Origin of the sequence: Lysobacter sp. Root916, from assembly GCF_001429785.1 — a bacterium.
Lineage (GTDB): Bacteria > Pseudomonadota > Gammaproteobacteria > Xanthomonadales > Xanthomonadaceae > Lysobacter.
In genome coordinates this window covers 805,566-825,599 of record NZ_LMJF01000001.1, presented here as the reverse complement: position 1 = coordinate 825,599, position 20,034 = coordinate 805,566, and the positions used below count along the sequence as shown (strand labels likewise).

Annotated in this window: 18 protein-coding genes; 8 read left to right on the top strand and 10 right to left on the bottom strand. The window is 70.4% G+C overall.

Annotated features, from left to right (window positions below):
- Positions 1–77: 77 nt before the first annotated feature.
- Both ASE35_RS03865 and ASE35_RS03860 read left to right on the top strand, forming a co-directional pair.
- Complete coding sequence (locus ASE35_RS03865; RefSeq protein ID WP_200956987.1) at positions 78–1,874, top strand: M14 family metallopeptidase; 1,797 nt, start codon at positions 78–80, stop codon at positions 1,872–1,874.
- An 8-nt stretch (positions 1,875–1,882) separates the two neighbouring features.
- On the top strand, positions 1,883–2,773 hold the full coding sequence (locus tag ASE35_RS03860) for an endonuclease/exonuclease/phosphatase family protein (RefSeq protein ID WP_057163017.1): 891 nt from the start codon (positions 1,883–1,885) through the stop codon (positions 2,771–2,773).
- A 60-nt stretch (positions 2,774–2,833) separates the two neighbouring features.
- Here ASE35_RS03860 and ASE35_RS03855 read toward each other — a convergent pair whose 3' ends face one another.
- The 9 genes from ASE35_RS03855 to ASE35_RS03815 form a co-directional block, all read right to left on the bottom strand.
- The gene (locus ASE35_RS03855) at positions 2,834–3,442 is read right to left on the bottom strand and encodes a YdeI/OmpD-associated family protein (protein ID WP_057163016.1); all 609 of its coding nucleotides are present in this window, start codon (positions 3,440–3,442) and stop codon (positions 2,834–2,836) included.
- A gap of 25 nt (positions 3,443–3,467) precedes the next feature.
- Positions 3,468–3,854 (bottom strand): hypothetical protein, encoded by a 387-nt coding sequence (locus ASE35_RS03850; protein WP_057163015.1) that lies wholly within the window; start codon positions 3,852–3,854, stop codon positions 3,468–3,470.
- Positions 3,851–4,447, bottom strand: a complete 597-nt coding sequence (gene thpR, locus ASE35_RS03845; RefSeq protein ID WP_057163014.1) for an RNA 2',3'-cyclic phosphodiesterase — start codon at positions 4,445–4,447, stop codon at positions 3,851–3,853. Before thpR ends, ASE35_RS03850 begins: the two co-directional genes overlap by 4 nt.
- A 31-nt stretch (positions 4,448–4,478) precedes the next feature.
- Positions 4,479–5,585: a hypothetical protein gene (locus ASE35_RS03840; protein WP_056174197.1), complete on the bottom strand. Its 1,107-nt coding sequence runs from the start codon at positions 5,583–5,585 to the stop codon at positions 4,479–4,481.
- Between the two features lie 40 nt (positions 5,586–5,625).
- On the bottom strand, positions 5,626–6,333 hold the full coding sequence (locus ASE35_RS03835; RefSeq protein ID WP_057163013.1) for a helix-turn-helix domain-containing protein: 708 nt from the start codon (positions 6,331–6,333) through the stop codon (positions 5,626–5,628).
- The gene (locus tag ASE35_RS03830) at positions 6,330–6,893 is read right to left on the bottom strand and encodes a hypothetical protein (RefSeq protein WP_057163012.1); all 564 of its coding nucleotides are present in this window, start codon (positions 6,891–6,893) and stop codon (positions 6,330–6,332) included. Before ASE35_RS03830 ends, ASE35_RS03835 begins: the two co-directional genes overlap by 4 nt.
- Before the next feature lie 114 nt (positions 6,894–7,007).
- Complete coding sequence (locus ASE35_RS03825; protein ID WP_057163011.1) at positions 7,008–8,912, bottom strand: ATP-binding cassette domain-containing protein; 1,905 nt, start codon at positions 8,910–8,912, stop codon at positions 7,008–7,010.
- 873 nt (positions 8,913–9,785) lie between these two features.
- Positions 9,786–11,342: a YdiU family protein gene (locus ASE35_RS03820; protein WP_057163010.1), complete on the bottom strand. Its 1,557-nt coding sequence runs from the start codon at positions 11,340–11,342 to the stop codon at positions 9,786–9,788.
- 1 nt (position 11,343) lies between these two features.
- Complete coding sequence (locus tag ASE35_RS03815; RefSeq protein ID WP_057163414.1) at positions 11,344–12,021, bottom strand: glutathione S-transferase; 678 nt, start codon at positions 12,019–12,021, stop codon at positions 11,344–11,346.
- Between the two features lie 115 nt (positions 12,022–12,136).
- On the opposite strand from ASE35_RS03815, the gene ASE35_RS21590 reads away from it, so the two are divergent.
- From ASE35_RS21590 to ASE35_RS03795, 5 genes are all read left to right on the top strand, one after another.
- Complete coding sequence (locus ASE35_RS21590; RefSeq protein ID WP_200943932.1) at positions 12,137–12,295, top strand: hypothetical protein; 159 nt, start codon at positions 12,137–12,139, stop codon at positions 12,293–12,295.
- A 129-nt stretch (positions 12,296–12,424) separates the two neighbouring features.
- Positions 12,425–12,913: a YaiI/YqxD family protein gene (locus tag ASE35_RS03810; RefSeq protein WP_056174187.1), complete on the top strand. Its 489-nt coding sequence runs from the start codon at positions 12,425–12,427 to the stop codon at positions 12,911–12,913.
- 52 nt (positions 12,914–12,965) lie between these two features.
- Positions 12,966–14,318: an amidohydrolase family protein gene (locus ASE35_RS03805; protein WP_200956986.1), complete on the top strand. Its 1,353-nt coding sequence runs from the start codon at positions 12,966–12,968 to the stop codon at positions 14,316–14,318.
- Positions 14,319–14,624: 306 nt separating this feature from the next.
- Entirely contained in the window at positions 14,625–16,706 is a 2,082-nt protein-coding gene (locus ASE35_RS03800; RefSeq protein WP_057163009.1) for a DEAD/DEAH box helicase, read from the top strand.
- 916 nt (positions 16,707–17,622) lie between these two features.
- A complete protein-coding gene (locus tag ASE35_RS03795; RefSeq protein ID WP_057163008.1) occupies positions 17,623–18,378 on the top strand; it encodes a gamma-glutamyl-gamma-aminobutyrate hydrolase family protein in 756 nt (251 codons plus the stop codon).
- Between the two features lie 117 nt (positions 18,379–18,495).
- Here the strand turns inward: ASE35_RS03795 and ASE35_RS03790 are convergent, their stop codons facing one another.
- Positions 18,496–19,383 carry a pseudouridine synthase gene (locus ASE35_RS03790; protein WP_057163007.1) on the bottom strand — a complete coding sequence of 296 codons (888 nt, stop codon included), beginning with the start codon at positions 19,381–19,383 and terminating at the stop codon, positions 18,496–18,498.
- Between the two features lie 90 nt (positions 19,384–19,473).
- On the opposite strand from ASE35_RS03790, the gene ASE35_RS03785 reads away from it, so the two are divergent.
- Positions 19,474–20,031 carry a YaeQ family protein gene (locus ASE35_RS03785; RefSeq protein WP_056174177.1) on the top strand — a complete coding sequence of 186 codons (558 nt, stop codon included), beginning with the start codon at positions 19,474–19,476 and terminating at the stop codon, positions 20,029–20,031.
- The last annotated feature ends 3 nt before the right edge of the window (positions 20,032–20,034 follow it).

Sequence of the window (20,034 nt, the reverse complement as noted above, 5' to 3'; positions counted from 1 at the left end):
TGCGTTTCGAATGTGCTGACGCCGCTTGTCAGCAGTGTGCCAACCGTGCACAGCCTTGGCCCGGAGGCTCCGTTACCATGCGGGCAGACCTGGGAGAGAGACCCCGCATGACCCGCACGCTCTTGCTCGCCGCGCTGCTCGCCAGCGCCCTGCCCGTCGCCGCCGCAGACACCTCGCTGAGCACCGTCGCCGAACGCAGCGGCTTCACCAAGACCGGCCGCTACGACGAAGTGATCTCGCTGTGCGAGGCCTATGCGCTGCGTTATCCGGACGCGGTGCGCTGCGCCGATTTCGGCACCTCGCCCGAGGGCCGGCCGATGAAGGTGTTGATCGTGTCGCCGGCCGGCGCGTTCACCCCGCAGGCGGCCAAGGCCAAGAACCTGCCGGTGATGCTGGTCCAGGGCGGCATCCATTCCGGCGAGATCGACGGCAAGGACGCCGGTTTCCTGGCCCTGCGCGAGGCCCTGGACGGCGCCGCCGCGCCCGGCGCGCTGGCCAGGCAGGTGCTGCTGTTCGTGCCGGTGTTCAACGTCGACGGCCACGAGCGCTTCGCGCGCTGGAACCGCCCCAACCAGCGCGGCCCCGAGGAAATGGGCTGGCGCACCACCGCCCAAAACTACAACCTCAACCGCGACTACCTCAAGGCCGACAGCATCGAGATGCAGTCCATGCTCAAGCTGGTCGACGCCTGGGACCCGCTGGTCTACGTCGATCTGCACGTGACCGACGGCGCCAAGTTCGAGCACGACGTGTCGATCCAGGTCGAGCCGGTGAAGTCGGGCGACGCCGCATTGCGCAAGGCCGGCACCGCGCTACGCGACGGCGTGATCCAGCGCCTGGCCGCGCAGGGTTCGCTGCCGTTGCCCTACTACCCCTCGTTCGTGCAGAACGACGATCCCAGCTCCGGCTTCGAGGACGGCGTCGCTCCGCCGCGCTTCTCGCACGGCTATTTCCAGCTGCGCAACCGCCTGGCCATGCTGGTCGAAACCCATTCCTGGAAGGACTACCCGACCCGCGTGCGCATCACCCGCAACACCGTGGTCGCGCTGATGGAACTGGTCGGCGCGCAGGGCGCGGCCTGGCGGCGCGAAACCGCCGCCGCCGATCAGCGTGCGACCAAGCTCGGCGGTCAGCCGGTGGCGCTGGACTACAAGGCCGGCCCCAAGACCCGCACCGTCGCCTTCCGCGGCTACGCCTACACGCGCACGCCCTCGGAGATCTCCGGCGCGCTGATGACGCGCTACGACGAGACCACGCCGCAGGTCTGGAACATCCCGATGAAGGACGACGTCCAGCCCAGCCTCACGGTCAAGGCGCCGCGCGGCGGCTACCTGGTGCCGGCCGCGCACGCGGCCTGGGTCGCGGCCAAGCTCGACCAGCACGGCGTCGCCTACCGTCGCCTCGACGGCGCGCTGCCCAAGGCACGGGTCGAGACCTTCCGCGCCGACAAGGCCGAATTCGGCGCGCAGTCGGTGGAAGGCCACCAACGCCTCACCGCCACCGGCGAGTGGAAGCCGGAACTGCGCAACGTCGGCGCCGGCGCCCTGTTCGTGCCGATCGCCCAGCCCAAGGCGCGCCTGGCCATGGCCCTGCTGGAACCGCAGGCGCCGGACGCGTTGGCGGCCTGGGGCGAGTTCAACAACGCCTTCGAGCGCAAGGAGTACATGGAGGACTACGTGGCCGAGGAAGTCGCGCGCGAGATGCTCGCCGCCGATCCCAAGCTCAAGGCCGCGTTCGAGCAGAAGCTGAAGTCCGATCCGGCCTTCGCCAAGGATGCGCAGGCGCGCCTGGAGTTCTTCTACCGCCGCCACTCGTCCTGGGACGACAGCTACCGCCTGTATCCGGTGCTGCGCATCGCGACGGTGCCGCGCTGAGCGCGCGGATGATCGGCGGGCCGGCGTCGCGGCGCCTGGCCGCGCGGCTGCTGGGCGGCGTCGCCCTGCTGGCGATGCTGGCGGCCGCGCCATCGCCGGCCGCCGAACCGCAGGCGCGCCCGCAAGCGGCGCCCGCCGACGGCGGGCTTTCGGTCGTTACCCTCAACCTCTGGCACGACAAGAGCGACTGGCCGGCGCGCCAACGCCAGATCGTGGTCGAACTGCGCCGCCTGCAGCCCGACGTGATCGCGCTGCAGGAAGTGCTGCAACACCAGACCCTGCCCAACCAGGCCCAGACCCTGGCCGATGCGCTGGGCTACCGCGCCTATTTCGTCTCGGTCGACGCCACCGACGCGGCGCGCCGCTACGGCAACGCGATCCTGAGCCGTCGCCCGCTGCTGGCGTTCGATTGGAAGCCCTTGCAGCCCGCCGACGACTACCGCACCGTCGCCCACGCCCGCATCGAGGTGAACGGTCGCGTAGTCAACGTCTACGCCACCCACCTGCACTACAAGCCCGAAGGCGGCGCGATCCGTCGGCGCCAGATCGACGATCTGCTGGCCTATATCGACGCCACGGCCGGCGGCGCTCCCAGCCTGGTCGCCGGCGATTTCAACGCCCCCGAGCATGCGCCCGAGTTCGCCGAGTTCGGCCGCCGCTTCCGCAACGCCTACGGCGCGCTGCATCCGGACATCGCCGACGACGCCCGCGAGCACAGCACGCTCAACCTCAATCAGTACGCGCCGCTGCGCATCGACCACGTCTGGTACCAGCCCGACGCGTTCGCGCCCAGCCAGGCCGAGATTCTGTTCGACGCACCGGATGCGGACGGCGTGTGGGCATCGGACCACTACGGCCTGCATGCCGTGCTGCGCATGACGCCGCCGACCGCTCCGTGACCGATACGCTTCGACGCGACCGCCGCGCAGCGATCGACGCGCGAACCTAGCGGGCCCCACTCAGCGCTGCATGTACTTCCAGTTGCGGTGCTTGCCTTCGGCCAGCCATTCCACGGCCTGCTGCACGCGCTTGAGCCGGGTCGCCTCGCGCTTGGCTTCGACGATCCACTCCACGTATTCGCGTCTGTGGCTGGGTGGGAAGGCCTCGAAGGTCTTGCGCGCCGGGGCGTTCTTCTTCAGTGCCGCCGCCAGGTCCTCGGGCACCGCCAGCGGCGGCTTGGGTTGCGCGCTCTTGGTCGTGGGCCGCTTCACGCCCGCGTCGATCAGGGCCATGGCCTGTTGGACGTAGCCGCCGAGCTCGCGCTTACCGGGCAGATCGGCGAGCCGGGTCAGTCGCCCGAACTGGCCCATCCCCTCCTCGCCCTTGCGGCCGTCCGGCCCGACGATGTGGGCGCCCTGCCAGAAACCGAAGCTGGCGTGCTGCTTGAACGCGGCCATGCCGCACAGGATCCGGCCGTGGTAGACGAAGCTGGGCATGCCCCACTTCAGGGTTTCCTCGACCTCCGGGCAGGCCTTATGCACCACGCCGCGCACCTGTTCGAGGATGGGCCGGGCGAACTCGGCGGCCTGGGCGATGTAAGCGTCGATGCGTGGGTCGTGCTGGGGCATGACGGGCTCCCGGGGCCGGCGTGGCTCACTGGCGCTTGAACACCAGGCTGAGCGTGGCACCGGGATCGTCGACGATCAAGCGGCCGTCGCGCAGGCAGTAGCGGTGACTGGGCGCGCTGCCCTGCACCTGCAGACGGTGGCAGTCGCCGTCGCGCTCGAGCTCGCGGTAGTTGCGCGCCACCGCGTCGGGCACGCCGAGCACGCGCATCACCAGGGCGTCGTCGGTGATCTCCAGCAGGCCGCGGCCGTAGAGCTCGCGCAGAAACGCGATCTCGCGCTCGCTGCGGCCGCCCCGACGCGCCTCGGCGACGGTCGCGTCCAGGTCCACCACCCAATGGCCTTGCAAGGTTTCGTCCGCGCCGCAGGCCGACAGCATCGCGACCGCGAGCACGGCGAGCGCCAGCGTCTTCATGCGTCCGCGAGCGCCCACTCGCCCAAGATGTCGTAGCGACTCTGTCCTTGCGCGGCCAACAGGCTATGCACCAGCACGAAGCGGTCCACCCGCCACGCGATCGGTTCGATCGGCGTCGGCGCCAGCGCGCGTTCGGCATCGCGCAGGATGGTCACGTGCGGCGCATGCGCGCGATGGCCGGATTCGATGCGCACGCCGGCCTTGGCCAGGGCCACGCCCAGACGCTCCCACAACTCGGTCAGGCCCGGTGCGGGGTGCTCGCAACCCAGCCACCACGGAATGGCGTGGTTGCGAAAGCTGCCGGCGCGGTCCAGGGACAGCTCGAACGCGGGCAGGCGCAGGGTCTGCGCGGCCGCGGCGGCGCGTTCGGCGATGGCCTGCGGCAGCGCGCCGAAATCGCCGAGGAACTGCAGGGTCAGGTGATAGCGGTGAGCGCCGATCAGGCGCCCGCCGCCCTGGTACCGCTGGCGCAAGGCCGGCGCGAGGCCGGCGATGCGCTCGCGCGTGGCCGTGTCCGGCATCAGCGCGAAGAACAAACGATGGATATCGGAACGCGCCGCGGGCGCCGGGCCGAACAAGGAGTCTTGTTGCATGCCGTCAGTTTAGCGCCCGCGCAGGGGGATCTCAGCCCTTCGGTGCCGCCGCCGGCGATTCGGCCTCGCGCTTGCGGGTGTCCTCGATCAGCGCCTCGCGCGCGGCGCGGCGCAGCGCTTCGGGATCGGACTGACGCAAGTCGGCGTTGGCCGGCAGACCCAGCTTGGCCAGCATGTCGGCGATCACGCGCTTGTTCGCGTACGGATGCGGGTGATCGGGCTCGTCGTCCTGGCTGCGGTAGAAGCGGTCGAGCAGCTTGATCCGGGTGACGTCGGCCTTGGCCAGCTCGACCAGCTTGGCGCGGTACTCCAGCGTCCACGGAGGCATGTCGGGCCAGCGCTTCAGGTCGGCGTAGTGCTGGGACTCGTGGCCTAGGAAACTGACCTGGAAGTCCTCGCCCTTGAGATCGCCGTAGGCCGCGCGCACCGCGTACAGCCCCTCGGGATTGGCCCAGCCGGCCGCACCGGTCTGATTGCAGGCGGTGTAATTGCTCCAGCCGCGGCTGAGCCAGCCGTCCATCACGAACACCTTGACCGGTTGCTGTTCGCCGCCGGGCAGCGCGACGACGTGGTCCTGCTCCTCCTGCTCGCTCCACAGGAACAGGTCGTACAGCGGCGGGGTGCGGCCCTGCAGAGGATGCAAACCGCTGGCACGCAGTTTCACGTTGATGCGTTCGGTCAACGCATCGAATGCCTCGTCGCCGTCGGCCGGCGGTTTCTCGCCGATCGTGGCGGCCAAGTCGGCCTTGAGCTTGGCATCCTCGGCCGGACGCTGGGCCGGATTGCGCACCGCGAGCCACCAGTAGCGCTGATAAATCTCGAGCACGCGCCGGGCGTAGGGATCGCGGACCTCGGCGGCCGAGGGTGGCGGCGGCGAACGACGCTCGTGACGATCCAGCATGCAGCTGCGGAAGGCCGCGTCCTTGGCGTTGAACTGCTCGACCGGCGCCGCCTTCAAGGCGGTGAGCGCGGTCGGCACGTCGGCGCGCAGGGAGGCGCCCAAAGCGTCGCTGACCGCCTTGGCGGCGAGCGGGCCGCTGGTTTCCGGCAACGGCGCCGGCGGAGCGGCGGCACCGCCCAGCCCCCAGGCCAGCAGCAGCGGCGCGGCGATCGCGGCGGACGACAGGGAAGGTTTCATGGCGAAGACTCCAGAGCGCGGGGGATGCGCGTTGGAGCCATTAGGCCGCGATGGCGAGCCGCCGGTCTTGTACGTACTTGATCTGGCGGCGCAGCCGCGCCGGCGTGCAGCCGGCATGCGCGACCACGATGCGGTGCAGGTGGCTTTGATCGGCGAATCCCGCGGCCGCGGCCACCTCGGCCAGCGGCAGCGCGCCGCCCAGCAGTTGCAGGGCGTGGCGCCAGCGCGCTTCGCGGCGCAGCGCGCGCGGCGACATGCCGTAGCTGCGGCTCAGCGCGCGGCTGGCGTGTTCGGCCGAGACCCCGAGCCCGCGCGCGAGCACGGCGATCTCGTGTTCGGACTCGGCCATGCCGCGCAACAGCTCGCCCTGCCAGTCGGGCAGCTCCGGCGCGGCCTGCGGGCGCGCGCAGGCCAGCAATTCCGACAGGCGCTGCGGGCAACGCTCGAACACTTCCACCGCCTCGCGCAGGTCGTGCACTTCCCAGGCGCTGGCGGCCAACTCGAACGCGCCGGGCGCGAGTTCGATGTTGATCGCGCTGGCGCCCAAGCCGCCGAAACGGTCGCCGTGGGCGTGAAACGCCGGGTGCAGCACCAGGGTGCCGGGCCGGCACGGCAGTGGGCCGTCGAGACTGGCTTCGGTGTAGTCGCCGTCCAGCACCAGCGCGGCGTAAGGCGCGCTGTGGCGATGGGTCGCCAAGGTCGCGCCGCGTTCGTGGCTAGTGCGGTAGGCGCTGCCGATCGGATTCAACGAGGCGGCTCCTGGGCGCCGTTCGCGCCGCCGCGCGCTTCGGGTTTGCGCAGGTAGTCGGCCAAACCGCCCAACTGCAAGCCCTGGACCTTGTCGATCACCGGCACGAACTTGCTCAGGTCGTCCGGCGTGTAGCCGCCGGCGCGGTAGGCCAGGGTGATGCGGGTGCCGCCACCGTCGGCGGGCGCCAGCCGGAACTCCATCGCGCCGTTCAAGCCCATGCCCTGCAGCGGGCCCAGCCCGCCGAGCAGGCGCAGGGTCTTGCCGGGATCGACGAAGCTCACCGTCATGTGCAGCGCCTGCTGCTGCCCGTCCAGACCGATCTCGCAGAAGCAACCGCCCGCACGCGGCTCGATCGACAGCCGCGACGCCTTGCCCCACCAGGTGTGATCCTTCGGCCACCAGCGATCGACCTCGCCGACCAGCGCCTTCCAGGCCGTGACCTGGTCGACGGGCACGACCTGTTCGTTCTCGATGCTGAAGCCGTTGGCGGCGACGTCCTTGACCGCGGCCGTGGCCGTGCCACCAACGCCCAGCAGCAGCGCCGCGGCGCATGCCATTGCGATCCTCACCATAGCCGTCCCCCTTCGCCAGGCCGCGACCGGCCGTTGCGGCGATTAGGAACCGCGCCGCGGCCGCCGCGCAAGCGACGGAAGTTGGGGGGCGGCGCGGCCTCAGGCGTCCAGTTCGCTCCAGCGCGCGTATGCCGCGTCCAACTCCGCCTGGGCCTGCGCCAGGGTCGCGTTGTGGGCGTTGATCGCGGCGCTGTCGCGCTGGTAGAACGCCGGTTCGTTCATCTGTTCGGTCAGTTCGGCCAGGCGCGTTTCCAGTTGCTCGATGCGCAGCGGCAACTGCTCCAGCTCGCGCGTTTCCTTGTAGCTGAGCTTGCGCTTGGCCGCCGGCGCCGCGGCTTCGGCCTTGGCCGGCTCCGGCTTGCCCGCGCTGGGCGCGCCCGCGGCGGGCTTGGCCGCGCCGACCGAGGCCACCGGCCGCTGCCGCAGCCAATCGGTGTAGCCGCCCACGTACTCGCCGACCCGGCCCTCGCCTTCCATCACCAGGGTCGAGGTCACCACGTTGTCGAGGAAGTCGCGGTCGTGGCTGACCAGCAGCAGGGTGCCGGGGTAATCGCCCAGCAATTCCTCCAGCAGCTCCAGCGTTTCCACGTCCAGATCGTTGGTCGGTTCGTCCATCACCAGCAGGTTGGACGGCTGCGCGAACAGCTTGGCCAGCAGCAGGCGGTTGCGCTCGCCGCCGGACAGGCGCGTGATCGGCGCGCGCGCGCGTTCGGGGGTGAACAGGAAATCCTGCAGATAGCCGATCACGTGCTTGCTCTTGCCGCCGACCTCGACGAACTCGCGGCCTTCGGCCACGTTCTCGATCGCGTTCCAGTCCTCGCGCAGGGTCGCGCGGTACTGGTCGAAGTAGGCGACCTGCAGTTTGCTGCCTTCGCGCACTTCGCCGGCCTTGGGCTGCAGATCGCCGAGCAGGATCTTGAGCAGGGTGGTCTTGCCGCTGCCGTTGGGCCCGATCAGGCCGATCCGGTCGCCGCGGAAGATCGTGGTCGACACGTCGCGCAGCAGCGGCTTGCCGCCGAAATCGAACGACACCGACTTGGTCTCCACGACCTTGCGGCCGGAGGCTTCGTTCTGGGCGAAGTCCATGCGCACGTTGCCGGTCAGGTCGCGGCGCGCGGCGCGCTCGTTGCGCATCGCCTTGAGGCGGCGCACGCGGCCTTCGTCGCGGGTGCGCCGGGCCTTGATGCCCTGGCGGATCCAGACCTCTTCCTGCGCCAGCAGCTTGTCGAAGCGCGCGTTCTCCTGCGCCTCGGCGTTCAGGCGTTCCTCGCGGCGACGCACGTAGTTGTCCCAGTCGCCGGGCCAACTGGTGACCTGGCCGCGGTCGATCTCGACGATGCGGGTCGCCAGCGCACGCAGGAAGCGGCGGTCGTGGGTCACGAACACCAGCGCGCCCTGCCAGGACTTGAGGAACTGTTCCAGCCAGTCGATGGCTTCGATGTCGAGGTGGTTGGTGGGCTCGTCCAGCAGCAGCAGGTCCGGCGCGGAGACCAGCGCGCGCGCCAGCAGCACGCGCCGCTTCATGCCGCCGGACAGGCCGGAGAATTCGACCTCGCCGTCCAGGTCGAGCCGGGCCAGGGTCTCGGTGACGCGCTGATCCAGGCCCCAGCCGTGGGCGGCCTCGATCTTGGTCTGGACCGCGGCGACCGCATCGGCGTCGTAGTGGTCGGCGTGGGTCAGATGGTGGTATTCGGCCAACCAATGGCCGAGCTCGCCCAGGCCGTCGGCGACCACGTCGAAGACGGTGCCGTTGGCGCCGGGCGGGACTTCCTGCTCGAGCCGGGCGATGCGGGTATTGCCGTCGCGGCGGCCGCCGTCGACCAGGATGCGGCCGTCGTCGGGCTGGATTTCTCCGGCCAGCAGTTTCATGAGCGTGGACTTGCCCGCGCCGTTGCGACCGATCAGGGCGATGCGCTCGCCCGGTTCGATGGACAGTTCGACGTTTTCGAGCAGGAGCGGGCCGCCGACGCTGTAGTCGACGTTCTGAACGGTGATCAAAGGCATCCGACCATTGTAGCCGGGGCACGCGCCCCGGCGCCGTCCGGGCGCGCGCCGGATCCCGGCACGGCGCATACTGGCGCCTCGCCGCCGGCATGGTGCTGCGGCCGCCACCACCGAATCGAGGAGCCTGCCATGAGCAAGGGCTTGGACCGCAAGAAAGAAACCAAGAAGAAACCGACCAAGACGATCAAGGAAAAGCGCGCCGAGAAGAACGAAAAGAAGGCCACCAAGGGCTTTGCGCCGACCTGATCGCGCGCTTCGCCGGCCCTATGCGGCCGGCCGGATCGCCGATCAACCCCGCCGCCCGCGCCTGTGCGCGGGCGTGCTTCATGAGCCTCGGATAAACCGGGCCCAGCCACCGAGCCCGCTGACGCTATTCGTCAGCATGCCCCACGCCTCGGGGTAGCAGCGGCGCAAGCCCTCGTAAGACCGCCGCGCCCCGCTTCCTGTGGGAGCGGCGTAAGCCGCGATCGCGCCGCCGCGCACCCCAGCGCCACCGGCGCCACCTGACGAATCGCGGCTTGCGCTGCTCCTACCCCGAGACCTCGAGCGCGCTCGACCATTCGCAAAGCCGCGCCCCTGCTTCCTGTGGGAGCGGCGTAAGCCGCGATCGCGCCGCCGCGCACCCCAGCGCCACCGGCGCCCACCGACGAATCGCGGCTTACGCCGCTCCTATCCCGAGACCTCGAGCGCGCGCGACCACTCGCAAAGCCGCACCCCTGCTTCCTGTGGGAGCGGCGTAAGCCGCGATCGCGCCACCGCACACTCCAGCGCCACCGGCTCCCACTGACGAATCGCGGCTTACGCCGCTCCCACAGAGAGCGGCGGTTTGCGTAGCCATCGAGCCGACCCTCGCTGCGACGACGGCACCCGACTTCAGGAGCTGCAGGACAGCATCGAACAACCGGCGCGGTCGCGCGCCCAGTCGGGGCGACGTTGCGCGTAGGCCTCGCGGCCGGGCTGGTCCTCGTAGGGTCGGCGCATCACCTCCAGCAACTCGGTCACACCGTCCGCATCGCCCTGCTCGGCGCGGTCGATCGCCTGCTGGGCCAGGTAATTGCGCAGCACATAGCGCGGGTTGCTCGCGCGCATGCGCGCCCGGCGCTCGGGCGCAGGCAGCGCGTCCTCGGCCAGGCGCGTGCGGTAGCGGGCCAGCCAGGCCAGCAGCGCCGGTTCGTGCTCAGCGCGCTTGGCCGGGTCGTAGAACGCGTCCGCGAACGGCTGCAGGCCGGCCTCGGCGTCCCAGTCGGACAAGGCGCGGAACCACAAGGTCATGTCGATCTCGGCCGCACGCATCAGTTCGCGCAGCGCGTCCATTAGCGCCAGGTCCTCATCGCCGCACTCGCGCAGGCCGAGCTTGCGCGCGACCGTGTCGCGCTCGGCCGCGTTCCAGGCCTCGACGTAGCGGCGCAGGCCATCCTGCAGCGGCGCCACGTCGGCGAACAGCGGCGACAGCGCGCCGGCCAGACGCGACAGACTCCAGTACGCCACCTGCGGCTGCGCGCCATAACGGTAGCGGCGGCCGCCGGCGTCGGTGGTGTTGGGGGTCCAGTCCGGATCGTAGTCGTCGATCCAGCCGTAAGGGCCGTAATCGATGGTCAGGCCGAGGATGGACAGGTTGTCGGTGTTCATCACCCCGTGCACGAAACCGACCCGCATCCAATGCGCCATGGTGATCGCGGTGCGCTCGCAGACCTGGGCGAACCAAGCCGCGTACAGCGCTTCGCCGCCGCCCGTCAGCTGCGGGTAGTCGCGGCCGATGCAGAAATCCACCAGGCGCCGCAGCAACTCGTTGTCGCCGCGCGAGGCCGGCAATTCGAAATGCCCGAAACGCAGGAACGAAGGCGCGACCCGACACACCACCGCGCCGGGTTCGGCCTTCGGATGGCCGTCGTAGAACATGTCGCGCACCACGTGCTCGCCGGTGCCGATCAGGCTGAGCGCGCGCGTGGTCGGCACGCCCAGGTGATGCATGGCCTCGCTGCACAGGAATTCGCGCACCGAGGAGCGCAGCACCGCGCGGCCATCGGCCGTGCGCGAGTACGGGGTCGGGCCGGCGCCCTTGAGCTGCAGCTCCCAGCGCTCGCCGGCGGCGTTGACGACCTCGCCCAGGCTGATCGCGCGACCGTCGCCCAACTGCCCCGCCCAATGCCCGAACTGATGCCCGCCGTAATTCGACGCGAACGGCTGCATGCCGGGCAGCAAGGCGTTGCCGGCGAACACCTGGGCGAACTCCGGCGAGCGCAGCGCGGCCTCGTCCAGACCCAGGCGCGCGGCCATCTCGGCCGAGTACGCGAGCAGGCGCGGCGCCGCCACCGGGGTCGGCTGCACGCGCGAATACAAGGCGCCCTGCACCTGGCGCACGCCTGGCCCCGTTTCGGGGTCGGCGGGCAGTTCGCGGATTAAGGCGTTGTCGAAGTCGAAAGCCAGCATCTCAGCCCAGCACGTCGAAGGGACCGCCGCGCTCCAGCGCGCGCTGGTACGCGGGCCGGGCGTGGATGCGTTCGAGGAACGCCTGCATGCGCGGACGATCGCCACCCGCGCGCGCGACCGCGGCTTCGACCGGGAAGCTCATCTGGATGTCGGCGATGCCGAAGCGCTCGCCCGCGAACCAGGCGTGCCGGCCCAGCTCGGCCTCGATGTAGTCCAGGTGCAGCTTGAGCTGCGGTCCGACGAAGCTGGCCATGGCCTTGTCGGCGATCCCGCGCGCCACCGGCTTGGCGAAGAACGGCATCGGCGCGCGCTTCAGGCGCGCGAACACCAGGCTCAGCAGCAACGGCGGCATCGCCGAGCCCTCGGCGTAGTGCAGCCAGTAGCGGCAGCGCAGGCGCTCGGGCCCATCCAGCGGCGCCGGCGGCGGGCTGTAGCGATGCTCGCCGTCGTAGCGCTCGGCCAGGTATTCCAGGATCGCGGCCGACTCGGCCAGGACCCGCTCGCCGTCCTCCAGCACCGGCGATTTGCCCAGCGGGTGGATCCGGCGCAGTTCCGGCGGCGCCAGCAGGGTCTGGGCGTCGCGCTGGTAGCGCACGACCTCGTAGGGCAGTTCCAGCTCTTCCAGCAGCCAGAGCACGCGCTGCGAGCGCGAATTGTTCAGATGGTGGACGCGGATCATGACGGCCTGGGCGGTGGGGTCCGGGCCCATGGTAGCGGTCGCGGCGGTTCGGCGATTCGGCTCCGGGGCCGCGCATGGCCTAGACTGGTGGCATTCCCCATCGAGATCGCCATACATGGCCAAGCCCAATTACTCGTTCGAGAAGCGCCAGCGCGAGATCGCCAAGAAGAAGAAGCAGGACGAAAAGGCGGCCAAGAAGGCCGCGGCCAAGGACACCGGCGCGCCGGCCGATCCCAGCGGCAGCCCCCGCGACGACGAACGCAGCAACGGCTGAGGCGTGCCCCGGGCCGAGGCGACGCCAGTCGCCCGCCCCGCCCCAGCCAGTGCAGGCGCGCGGACCCCGCTGTCCGCCCCGCCTCCCCCCGGCGCAGCCGTCACGGCCGTGCCTGCGAACCCCCTTCCGATGACCGACGCCCCCGTCCCTGCCGCGCAGCCGCCTGCCCCGCAGATCTGGGTCGATGCCGATGCCTGCCCCGGCGTGATCCGCGAGATCCTGTTCCGCGCCGCCGAACGCGCGCGCATCCAGGTCACCCTGGTCGCCAACCAGTGGCTGCGCACGCCCGGCTCGCGCTACGTGCGCGCGATCCAGGTGCCGTCCGGCCTGGACGTGGCCGACAACGAGATCGTGCAGCGCGTCGCCGCTGGCGACCTGGTGGTCACCCAGGACATCCCGCTGGCCGCGCTGGTGCTGGAAAAACACGCGGTCGCGCTGAATCCGCGCGGCGACCTCTACACCGCCGACAACATTGCCCAGCGCCTGTCGATGCGCAATTTCATGGACGAACTGCGCGGCGCCGGCGTGCAGACCGGCGGCCCGCCGGTGTTCCATGCGCGCGATCGCCAGGCCTTCGCCAACCAACTCGATCGCTGGCTGGCGCGAAGTCGCGTTTGAAGCCCGGCGCGCGCGGGTATGCTCGGGGCTTCGCGTCCAGCCGAGCCCGACGATGACCCCGAACCCGCGCCGCCCCGCCCTGCCCGCCTGGTGCCTGCCCGCGTTGCTGGCCTGCCTGCCGATGGCGGCGTCCGCGCAGAACGCCGACTGGACCCTGGTCCATGCCGGCCGCCTGCTCGACCGCCCCGGCCAGGCGCCGCGCGGCGCCAGCACCCTGCTGCTGCGCGCCGGGCGCGTGGAAGCAGTGCGCGACGGCTACCAGGACGCTGCCGCGTTCGCCGGCGTGCCCGCCGACGCGACCGTGCTGGACCTGCGCGACCGCTACGTGCTGCCGGGCCTGATCGACTGCCACGTGCACTTGGTGTCGGACAAGGCCGGCGTCGAAGGCCAGCTCGACAGCGTCTCCGGCAGCGTCGCCGACCACGCCTTCGAAGCCGCGGTCAACGCGCGCAAGACCTTGCATGCCGGCTTCACCACGGTGCGCAACCTCGGCGACAGCGACGGCGTGACCCTGGCCCTGCGCGACGCGGTCGCGGCCGGCAAGCTGCCCGGGCCGCGCATCCTCGACGCCGGTTCGGCGATCTCGACCACCGCCGGCCACATGGACCCGACCCTGGGCTTCCGCGAGGACCTGCATGCCGCGCTGGACGTGCACGGCAACACCTGCGACGGCGCCGACGATTGCCGGCGCGCGGTGCGCCGGCAGATCGCGCGCGGCGTCGACGTGATCAAGATCGCCACCACCGGCGGCGTCAACAGCCGCATCGGCGCCGGCCTGGGCCAGCAGATGTTCGACGATGAGGCGCGCGCCATCGTCGAAACCGCGCACCTGTACCGCAAGAAGGTCGCGGTGCACGCGCACGGCGCCGACGGCATCGCGGTCGCGCTGCGCGCGGGCGCCGATTCGATCGAGCACGGCACCCTGCTGGACCGCGAAGACATCGCCTTGTTCCGCAAGACCGGCGCCTACTACGTGCCCACGCTGTCCACGGTCAACGGCTACAAGGAGCGTCTGGCCAAGAACCCGCAGGCCTATACCGGCGAAGTCCGGGCCAAGATCGAATGGCGCATCGGCATCACCGGCAAGGCCCTGGAAGCGGCCGTGCCGGCGGGCGTGAAGATCGCCTTCGGCACCGACGCCGGCGTCAGCCTGCACGGCCGCAACGCCGACGAATTCGAGCTCATGGTCGCCCACGGCATGACCGCGCCGCAGGCGATCCAGGCCGCGACCGTGAACGCCGCCGACCTGCTGGGCCTGTCCGACCAGGTCGGCAGCCTGGAACCGGGCAAGCGCGCCGACCTGATCGCGGTATCGGGCGACCCGCTGCAGGACGTGACCGTGCTCAAGCGGGTCGAGTGGGTGATGAAGGACGGGCGAGTCGAGAAGGACGCGCGGGCGCGCTGAGGCGCGGATATCGCTCGCCGCGGCCCTCCCCATTTTTGGCTGGTCTCCCCTCTTTGAAAAAGAGGGGTTGGGGGAGATTTGCTTTTGCTTCTAAGCGGACGCAGCCGATCGCCTTCGCGCAAATCTCCCCTAGCGCCCTTTTCCAAAGGCGGGAACTGAACGACGATTCAGCGCGCGGAACGCCGCCAGCGCCAGAAAACCGCGCATTTCCAGGCGGTTTCCGCGCCGCTGAGCCAGTGCTCCACCCGCGTCCGGTACACTAGGCGGTCTTCCGACCGGCCTCCGCCGGCGCTGCCGAGCCGCCCCATGAGCGCCGAGACGCCCAGTTCCAGTTCCGCCCCTTCCGACCCCGCCAGTTCCGCCGAGGCGCCGTCGCTGAAGTTCACCGACCTCGCCCTGTCCGAGCCGCTGCTGCGCGCGCTGTCCGACGTCGGCTACGAGTCGCCCTCGCCGATCCAGGCCGCCACCATCCCGCCGCTGCTGGAAGGCCGCGACGTGCTGGGCCAGGCCCAGACCGGTACCGGCAAGACCGCCGCGTTCGCGCTGCCGATCCTGGCCCAGATCGATCCCAAGCAGTTCAAGCCGCAGGCCCTGGTGCTGGCGCCGACGCGCGAACTGGCGATCCAGGTCGCCGAGGCCTTCCAGAAATACGCCGTACACCTGCCCGGTTTCCACGTACTGCCGATCTACGGCGGCCAGAGCTACTACCCGCAGCTGCAGGCGCTCAAGCGCGGCGTGCACGTGGTGGTCGGCACCCCGGGCCGGGTCATCGACCACCTCGACCGCGGCACCCTGGACCTGTCCGAGCTGCGCTGCCTGGTGCTGGACGAAGCCGACGAAATGCTGCGCATGGGCTTCATCGACGACGTCGAGAGCGTGCTCAAGAAGACCCCGGAATCGCGCCAGGTCGCGCTGTTCTCGGCGACCATGCCGGCGCCGATCAAGCGCATCGCCCAGACCTATCTGAAAGAGCCGGTCGAGATCGCGATCAAGGCCAAGACCACCACCGCGGCCAACATCCGTCAGCGTTACTGGTCGGTCAGCGGCGTGCACAAGCTCGATGCGCTGACCCGGATCCTGGAGGCCGAGACCTTCGACGCCATGATCGTGTTCTCGCGCACCAAGCTGGGCACCGAGGAACTGGCCGAGAAACTGTCCGCCAGGGGCATTTCGGCCGCCGCGATCAACGGCGACGTGCAGCAGGCGCAGCGCGAGAAGACCATCCAGAACCTCAAGGACGGCAAGATCGACGTCCTGGTCGCCACCGACGTGGCCGCGCGCGGCCTGGACGTGGACCGCATCAGCCACGTGCTGAACTACGACATCCCCTACGACACCGAAAGCTACGTCCACCGCATCGGCCGCACCGGCCGCGCCGGGCGCAAGGGCGAAGCGATCCTGTTCGTGACCCCGCGCGAGCGCGGCATGCTGCGCGCGATCGAACGCGCCACCCGCCAGCCGATCGAACCGATGGAGCTGCCCAGCGTCGAGACCGTCAACGAGCAGCGGGTCACGCGCTTCCTCGGCCGCATCAGCGATGCGCTGGAAAGCAGCGACCTGAGCCTGTTCCGCGACATGGTCGAGCGCTACGAGCGCGAGAAGAACGTGCCCGCGGTGGAGATCGCCGCGGCCCTGGCCAAGCTGGTGCAGGGCGACAACCCGCTGCTGCTGACCCCGCCGCCGGCGCAACGCTACCAGCGCGAAGAGCGCGAGGGGCCGCGCGAGCACCGCGGCGCGGCCACGCGCAAATTCGTCGAGCGCGACAACGCCTCCAACGCCGGCGCCCACCGCCGCGAGCATCCGCGCGCCGACGCGCCGCGTCCGGCCCAAGAGCGCAGCTACGCGCCGCGCGACGAGGCGCCGCCCGCGCACCGCCACGAGACCCGCCAGTTCACCCCGCCCGCGCCGCGTTCGGTCAATGCCGCCGAGTCCTTCTTCGACGACGAAGCGCCCGCGCCGCGCGCGGAGCGCGAGCGCGCCCCGCGCCCGCCGCAGGCCGGTCCCGAACTCGGCATGGAGACTTTCCGTATCGAGGTCGGCCACAGCCACGGCGTGCAGCCGGGCAACATCGTCGGCGCGATCGCCAACGAGGCCGACCTGGAAAGCCGCTACATCGGCCGCATCGACATCCGCGACGACTACACCCTGGTCGATTTGCCGGAAGGCATGCCGCGCGAACTGATGGAGCATCTGAAGAAGGTGCGTGTGGCCGGCCAGCCGCTGCGCATCCAGCGCGCCGGCCCCGGCGACACCGAGGGCGGCCGCAGCCGTCGTCCGGGCGGCCCTGGCGGCCCCGGTGCGCGCGGCCCAGGCGGCCCGCGTCCCAGTGGTGGCAAGCCGCACGGCGCGGGTCCCCGCAAGCCGTTCAAGCCGCGCGATCCGCGCTGAGGCGGCTGGCTCCCTTATCCCGCTTGCGGGAGAGTGGCTAACGCAAACAGACGACCTTGGCTGTCCCTTCTCCCGTTTGCGGGAGAAGGTGCCCGCAGGGCGGATGAGGGCGCGCGAATCCAAAGTGTCGGCGCAAGTTGATGCTGCGCATGCCCTCACCCCAACCCCTCTCCCGCTTGCGGGAGAGGGGCTAACGCAAACAGGCGACCTTAGCGGTCCCTTCTCCCGCTTGCGGGAGAAGGTGCCCGGAGGGCGGATGAGGGCGCGCGAATCCAAAGTGTCGGCGCAAGTTGATGCTGCGCGTGCCCTCACCCCAACCCCTCTCCCGCTTGCGGGAGAGGGGCTAAGGCAAACAGACGACCTTGGCTGTCCCTTCTCCCGCTTGCGGGAGAAGGTGCCCGGAGGGCGGATGAGGGCGCGCGAATCAAAGCGGCGGCGCAAGTTGATGCTGCGCGTGCCCTCACCCCACCCCCTCTCCCGCAAGCGGGAGAGGGGCTAAAGCCAGCAGGCGACCTTGGCTGTCCCTTCTCCCGCTTGCGGGAGAAGGTGCCCGCAGGGCGGATGAGGGCGCGCGAATCCAAAGCGGCGGCGCTAGTTGATGCTGCGCGTGCCCTCACCCCAACCCCTCTCCCGCTTGCGGGAGAGGGGCTAAGGCAAGCAGGCGAACTTGGCGTCCCTTCTCTCGCTTGCCGGAGAGGGGCTAAAGCAAACAGGCGACCTTGGCTGTCCCTTCTCCCGCTTGCGGGAGAAGGTGCCCGCAGGGCGGATGAGGGCGCGCGTCCCCGAAGCGCCGACGCAAGCTTGAGGCGTCCTCAGCCCCCCGCCGCCTTCAGCGAACCAATCGTCATAAGCCAAGTCTCGCTACGCACGCCCCGGCTTTGGCATAGTCGTGAGGTAAGCCGCCGCCTCGTCCCCCATGCCCCGCATCCTGGTTTTCCAACACGTCGCCGCCGAGCCGCTGGGCACGCTGGACCCGCTGATCCGTCGTCGCGGGCACCGCATCCGGTTCACCAACTTCGATCGCGATCCCGACGCTCAGCCCAATGTCGACCGCTACCGCGGCCTGATCGTGCTCGGTGGGCCTATGAACGTCGAAGACCAGGCCCAGCGCCCGCACCTGCGCACCGAGCTGCTCGCGATCGAACGCATGCTGGAACAGGGCAAACCGATCCTGGGCATCTGCCTGGGCGCGCAGTTGCTCGCGCATGTGCTGGGCGCGCCGGTGCGGCGCCACCATCAGCCCGAGATCGGCTGGTATCCGCTGCACGCGACCGAACCGGGCCGCGACGACGCGGTGCTGGCGCCGTTGGCCGAGAGCGCTCCGGTGTTCCAATGGCATCGCTACAGCTTCGAGGTCCCGCAAGGCGCGACCCATCTTGCGCGCACCGACAGCTGCGAACAGCAGGCGTTCCGCTGGGGCGACAACGCCTACGGCTTCCAGTTCCATCTGGAAATGGACGTGCCACTGATCGAGCGCTGGCTGGCCAATCCGGTCTACCGGCGGGAACTGGAAGAACTGGGCCACGGCACCAGCGAGCCCGCGATCCGCGCCCACACCGCCGAACACATCGCCGGCATGCAGCAACGCGCCGACGCGGTGTTCAACAACTTCCTGGACCTGGTCGGCCGCCCGCAGCGCCGCTACACCCTGCCCTCGCGCGAGTGGGTGTGAACCTGTTTTAGGGGAGCGGCGCGAGCCGCGACCGCGTCGCCCTGCTGACGACGCCAGCGCGGCAGGCGATGGATGACGGCCGCGGTTCGTGCCGTTCCTGCCCTGCGATTCGCAGCGCTAGAGCGACAGGCCGCTTTCGTAGCGCCGCTGGCTGCCATCCACCGGATCGACGAACGCCAGCGACCGCGCCAGCAGCTTCAAGGGCCGGGCGTAATCGTCGGCCGTGCGCTCGGCCGGCAAGGGATAGAACGGATCGTTGAGGATGGGTGCGCCCAGCGCCGCCATGTGCACGCGCAGCTGGTGCTTGCGGCCGCTCACCGGTTCCAGCCCGTAGCGCCAATGCGTGTCGCCGCGCACCAGCACCTCGATCCGGGTCAGGCTGTTGGGCGCGCCTTCGGCTTCGCGCATCAGGAAGAAGGGATCGCCTGGCTCCAGCCGGCTGGCCCGCTCCAGCGGAAACGCCCATTGCGGCAAGGGCGCGGCCAGCGCCTCGTAGCGTTTGACGATGCGGCGCTCGCGAAACAGCGCCTGATAAGCCGAGCGCGTGCGCGGATCGACCGAGAACAACACCAGCCCGGCGGTGGCGCGATCCAGGCGGTGCAAGGGCGCCAATTCGGCGCTGCCGTAACGGCGCGTCAGCCGCGCCAGCAGCGTCTGGCTGACATAACCGCCGGACGGCACCACCGGCAGGAAATGCGGCTTGTCGACCACCAGCAGATGGGCGTCGGCGTACAGCACGCGTTCCTCGAACGGGATCTCGGCCTCGGCGGCGACCTCGCGGAAGTAGCGGATCTCGGCGCCGACCCGGTACGGCGCGTCCTCCACCAGCGCCCGGCCCTGCGCATCCAGCACGCGCCCGCGCGCGAAGCGCTCGCGCCACTGCGCGCGGGCGATGGCCGGGAAGCGCGCGCACAGGCCGTCCAGCACCGTCGCCCAGGGGCCCGGCGGCAGTTGCAGGCGACTGGCGGCGACGCCGTCGAGCGGCTGGAAGGGGGGTACGGGCATGCGCGCATTCTCGCCCAGCCGGCCCCGCTCAGGCGGCGCCGGCGCGCAGGGCCTAGAATGCGCGCTGTTTTTCACTCCGCAGGTCCGTCCATGGCGCCCAACGCCACCATCGTCAAGATCGAACTGCAAATCAGCGACATGGACCGGCATTACTACGCCGCCCACGCCCTGACCCTGGCCCAGCACCCCTCGGAAACCCAACAGCGGCTGATGGTGCGCATGCTCGCCTTCGCCCTGAACGCGCACGAGCGCCTGGAATTCGGCCCGGGCCTGAGCAGCGAGGACGAGCCCGACCTAGCCCTGCGCGACTACACCGGCGACATCGAGCTGTGGATCGACGTCGGCCAGCCGGACGAGTCGCGCATCCGCAAGGCCTGCGGACGCGCGCGCCAGGTGGTGGTGGTGAATTACGGCGGGCGCGCGGCCGACATCTGGTGGGACAAGAACGTCGCCATTCTGCGCCGCCTGAAGAACCTTACCGTGCTGGACATCGACAGCGACGCGGTCGAGGCGATGGCGGCGATGGTCGAACGCAGCTTCCGCCTGGACTGCCAGATCCAGGACGGCGAAGTCGCGCTCAGCAACGACCGCGTCGCGCTCACGCTGACGCCGTCGGTGCGCCAGGGCGTGGGCACGCAGGCCGCTTGAACG